We start from the raw sequence: 567 nt of genomic DNA, 5'->3' as shown, positions 1-567 counted from the left end.
AGGATCGACGAACTTGTCGCCGCGGAAATGGATCACCGCGCCCTTCGGACCGGCATCCACCTTCTCGACGCCGGCATGCTTGCACAGCGATTTCACGGCGACGACACGCATCAGCGTCTCGACCTCGCCCGGCAGCGGGCCGAAACGGTCGATCAGCTCGGCCGCAAAGGCTTCGCGCTCGGTCTTGGTGTCCAGCGAGGACAGGCGGCGATAGAGCTGCAGGCGGACATCCAGATCGGGGACGTAATGGTCCGGGATCAGGACGGCAGCGCCGGCATTGATCTGCGGCGACCATTCGCCCTCATCCTCGGCATCGCCGCCGCCGCGCAGCGAGGCGACCGCCTCTTCCAGCATGGACTGGTAGAGCTCGACGCCGACATCCTTGATATGGCCCGACTGTTCCTCGCCGAGGAGATTGCCGCCGCCGCGCAGATCGAGATCGTGCGAGGCCAGGGTGAAGCCCGCGCCCAGACTGTCGAGCGACTGCATGACTTTCAGCCGCTTGTCGGCGCCATCGGTGATCTTCATGGCCGCAATCTGACGGACGAGGAATACATCGTCGCCGGC

1 protein-coding gene is annotated in these 567 nt (G+C 65.3%); it reads right to left on the bottom strand.

Features of this window, described 5'->3' with window-relative positions; translation table 11 throughout:
* Positions 1 to 528, bottom strand: a 528-nt coding sequence (locus PKF00_RS45005; RefSeq protein ID WP_369011207.1) for a TRCF domain-containing protein, incomplete at its 3' end; no start/stop codon positions are given.
* Positions 529 to 567 lie beyond the last annotated feature (39 nt).

The organism is Streptosporangium carneum (genome assembly GCF_027922005.1).
Taxonomy (GTDB): domain Bacteria; phylum Actinomycetota; class Actinomycetes; order Streptosporangiales; family Streptosporangiaceae; genus Streptosporangium; species Streptosporangium carneum.
Note: the sequence above shows the minus strand (reverse complement) of the source record. Positions and strands in the feature narration are given on the sequence as shown.